The organism is Methylomagnum sp. (assembly GCF_054333355.1).
This window is the reverse complement of record NZ_JBTEKS010000397.1, coordinates 1-3,962: the sequence shown is the minus strand read 5'-3', so window position 1 is coordinate 3,962 and position 3,962 is coordinate 1. Positions and strand designations below refer to the sequence as shown.

Genomic DNA, 3,962 nt, shown 5'->3' with positions numbered 1-3,962 from the left:
GTTCTTGTGCCGCCTGAAGGCGGGACCACCAGCGCAAACCCGGTTTTTCATCACCCTTGGGAGAACTGCAATGAACGACATCGCCTCGAATCGCACCCTACTGATGAGCGTTGGACTCGCCGCGCTGATGGCGGCCACCCGCGACCACCATTTCGCCAGCGCCCTGCACCTGCCCGATGCCTCGTGGGCGGCGTTCTTCCTGGTCGGTTTTTATGTGCGCGAGCGTTGGGCGCTGCCAGCCCTGCTGGCCGTGGCGGCGCTCAGCGATTATTTGGCCATCACTGGGTCCGGCGTGGATGCCTTCTGCGTCAGCCCGGCTTATGTGCTGCTGGCCCCGGCCTATGGCGCATTATGGTTGGCGGGCCGCTGGTACGGCGGGCGTTACCGCTTCCACGCCGACACCTTGCCTGGGTTGACGCTCAGCGTTCTGGGCGGCGCGTTGGCGTGTGAGTTGCTGTCGAGCGGCGGCTTCTACCTGTTCTCGGGCCGCTTCGCCGAACTGAGCCTCGCCGACTTCGGCGCTCAGCTCGCCCGGTATTTCCCGCCGATGCTGGCCGGGATGGCGCTTTATATTGGCGTCGCGGCGATTGCCCACACGTTGCTGGGTCTGGCCGGGCGCACCGCCGTGGTTCCCGCGCCCATTGACGGCCCATAGTGGGAGCGGGCTTTAGCCCGCGACTTGGCCCAACTATCGCGGACTAAAGCCCGCTCCCACATTCATCAATCCAAAGGCTGGAAGCCCAACCATGCCCGCCCCCACCCTGATGATCCAAGGCATCACCTCCGACGCCGGGGAAAGCCGCCTTTTGGAGAACCCGGCATGAAGCAACTGATTCTGGGCGGCGTGCGCTCGGGCAAGAGCCGACTGGCGGAGCGGCTGGCCGTGGAGAGCGGGCTGGACGTGGTCTACATCGCCACCGCCCGCATCGGCGACGAGGGCATGGCGCAACGAGTGGCGGAACACCGCCGCCACCGGCCCGCTGATTGGTCTCTGGTGGAAGAGCCGCTGGCCCTGGCCGAAACCCTGTGGGACCATGCCGCCGAAAAACGCTGCCTGCTGGTGGATTGCCTGACCCTGTGGCTGACCCAACTGCTCTGCGAAACCGACCAAGCCCGGCGGCGGGAGGAATTGGACGCGCTGCACGCCGTCCTGCCCGCCTTGCCCGGCCACCTCATCCTCATCGGCAACGAAACCAACCTGGGCGTGTTGCCGCCGGGCGAATTATCCCGCCGCTTCTGCGACGAGTCGGGCCGCTTGCACCAGGATTTAGCCCGGCTTTGCGACCGGGTGATTCTCACGGTGGCGGGCTTGCCCATGATTTTGAAAGGAGACCCCTTGTGAAGCCCGGCTTTGAATGGCTGGCCGATCCGCTAGCCCAACCCGATGCCACGGCGGCGCGGGCGGCGGCGGAACGGCAGGCCATGCTGACCAAACCGCCCGGCGCGCTGGGGCGGCTGGAAAGCTTGGTGATCCGCCTCGCCGCCCTGCAAGGCGACCCGCTGCCCACGGCGGAACGGGCGCGGATTGTGGTGTTCGCGGCGGACCACGGGGTTGCGGCGGAGGGCGTCTCGGCCTTTCCCCAATCGGTCACGGCGGCGATGATCCGCAATTTTGCGGCGGGCGGCGCGGCGGTGAGCGTCCTGGCGCGGGCGCTGGGCGCGGAGTTGGAAGTGCTGAACCTGGGGACCGTCGAGCCGCTTGAACCCATCGCCGGGGTCGTGGATGGCCGCCTGGGACCGGGCACCGCCCATTTCACCGAAGGTCCGGCCATGACCGAGGCCCAACTCGCCGCCGCGCTGAATTACGGGCGCGACGCCGCCGACCGGGCTTCGCGGGACGGAACCCAGGTCTTTATTGGCGGCGAAATGGGCATCGGCAACACCACCACCGCGACCGCGCTGGCGGCGGCGCTGTTGAACGAGCCACCGGACAATCTGGCGGGCCCAGGCACAGGATTGGACGCCGCCGGACGACGGCATAAAGTCGCCGTAATCGAGCGGGCCTTGGCTCTGCACACCGGGGATTCCCCGCCGCCGCTGGAAATTTTGCGGCGGCTGGGTGGCTTTGAAATCGCCGCGCTGGCCGGGGCTTATCTGCGCTGCGCCCAGCGGGGCCTGCCGGTATTGGTGGATGGCTTCATCGCCACGGCGGCGGCATTGATGGCGGAGCTAGTGCGACCGGGCGCGGGTGGCTGGCTTTTGTACTCGCACGCTTCGGCGGAACCGGGTCATGCCCGATTGCTAATGGCGTTGGAGGCTAAGCCGCTATTGGATTTGGGATTGCGCCTGGGCGAAGGCAGCGGCGCGGCGGTGGCGTTGCCCCTGCTGCGGTTGGCCTGCGCCCTGCATCGGGGGATGGCGACCTTCGCCGAGGCCGGGGTGGCGGGCAAAAATTCATGAGTCCACCGCTCGTAGTCCCGCCTTCAGGCAGTCTATCCCGCAATAAAAGACGCCCGTTGAACCAAAGAATCGGTGGGCATGAGTACATGCCCACCCTACGGGAACTACGGGAATCAAGTGATAACTGAACTCGGCCTATTCCGTCACGGCGAAACCCTCGGCGGCGCCCGGTTTCGCGGCAGCCTGGACGACCCGCTCACGGCGGAGGGCTGGCGCCAAATGGACGCCACGCTAGCCGAAACCGGCCCGTGGGAGGCGGTGCTAACTTCGCCGCTACGCCGCTGCCGGGAATTCGCCGCGACCCAAGCCCAAGCCTGGGACGTGCCGCTTTTCATCGACGAGCGGCTGCGGGAAGTCCATTTCGGCGAATGGGAAGGCCGCACTTATGACGAACTGGCGGCGGCGTCCCCCTTGGCGTTGCGGCGCTTTCATGACGATCCCTTCCGCCATCCGCCACCCGGCGGTGAGCCGCTGGAAGCCTTTCAGGCACGGGTATTGGCCGCGCTGGCGGACGCGCTCGATGACGAACCCGCCGGGCGGCGCGTATTGATGGTGACGCACGGCGGCGTAATCCGAACCATGTTGCTCCAGGCCCGCCAGTGGCCGCGTACCCGTTTGCTGGAGATCGGCGTCGCCCCCGCCTCCCTGCACCGGCTACGCGGCCACCGGACCCATTGCGAAGAAATCGAGTCCACCCCGTGAATCCATTGCGCCCCCTGCTTATCGCCATCCAGTTTCTCACCTGCCTGCCAGTGCGCCTGAACCGCCCGCCGACGGCGCGGGAAATCGGCGCGTCGCTGCTGTGCTATCCCCTGGTAGGGCTGGGCATTGGGCTGGCGCTGCTGGGCTTGGATTGGGTTCTCGCGGGCAGGTCCGATCTGTTGTCGGCGGCGCTGGCGCTGACGGCTTGGGTGATTTTGACCGGCGCTTTGCATCTGGATGGCTTGGCCGACACCGCCGACGCTTGGCTGGGTGGCTTCGGCGACCGGGCGCGGACGTTGGCGATTATGAAAGACCCCCGCAGCGGCCCGGCGGCGCTGGTGGCGGTGGTTTTGGTTCTGCTGCTGAAAGTGGCCGCGCTGCAAATCATCCTGGCCCGGCCCGATGGCTCGGCCTTGCTGCTGGCACCGCTGTTGGGGCGGGTGGCGCCGATGCTGTTGTTCCTCACCACGCCTTATGTGCGGCCCGGCGGATTGGGCGAGGCGCTGGCCCGGCATTTGCCCCGGCGGGCGGCTTGGGTGGTGGTGATCGTCGCATTGGCGGGCGCGGCATTGGTGACAGGCACGGCGGGCGAACGGGCGCTGGCGGCGGCGGGTTTGGTGTTTGTGGCGCTGCGGGCGTGGATGCTCAAGCGCCTGGGCGGTGCCACCGGGGATACCGCCGGGGCGCTGGTGGAGTTGACCGAGTGCGCGGTGCTGGTGGCCTTGGCGTATTGAATACTCATAATCTTTAGGGCTTACGCAACTTTTGGCTTGTAGTCCCGCCTTCAGGCGGTGCCGTAGCCGCCTGAAGGCGGAACTACGAACCTTTTAGCTGGTTCCCAAGCAGGAGCTTGGGAACCA

The 3,962-nt window shown here is 67.0% G+C and carries 5 protein-coding genes; all 5 read left to right on the top strand.

The window, feature by feature from the left end:
* The coding region (locus ACXWUF_RS20005) for a hypothetical protein (protein WP_458503362.1) at window positions 1-655 on the top strand (655 nt) is incomplete at its 5' end.
* Between the two features lie 165 nt (window positions 656-820).
* Entirely contained in the window at window positions 821-1,342 is a 522-nt protein-coding gene (gene cobU / locus ACXWUF_RS20000) for a bifunctional adenosylcobinamide kinase/adenosylcobinamide-phosphate guanylyltransferase (RefSeq protein WP_458498267.1), read from the top strand.
* On the top strand, window positions 1,339-2,400 hold the full coding sequence (cobT, locus tag ACXWUF_RS19995; RefSeq protein ID WP_458503361.1) for a nicotinate-nucleotide--dimethylbenzimidazole phosphoribosyltransferase: 1,062 nt from the start codon (window positions 1,339-1,341) through the stop codon (window positions 2,398-2,400). The genes cobU and cobT overlap by 4 nt, the downstream gene beginning before the upstream one ends.
* A gap of 78 nt (window positions 2,401-2,478) precedes the next feature.
* Window positions 2,479-3,102, top strand: a complete 624-nt coding sequence (locus tag ACXWUF_RS19990) for a histidine phosphatase family protein (protein ID WP_458498718.1) — start codon at window positions 2,479-2,481, stop codon at window positions 3,100-3,102.
* A complete protein-coding gene (locus ACXWUF_RS19985) occupies window positions 3,099-3,836 on the top strand; it encodes an adenosylcobinamide-GDP ribazoletransferase (protein WP_458498264.1) in 738 nt (245 codons plus the stop codon). Before ACXWUF_RS19990 ends, ACXWUF_RS19985 begins: the two co-directional genes overlap by 4 nt.
* Window positions 3,837-3,962: the final 126 nt, after the last annotated feature.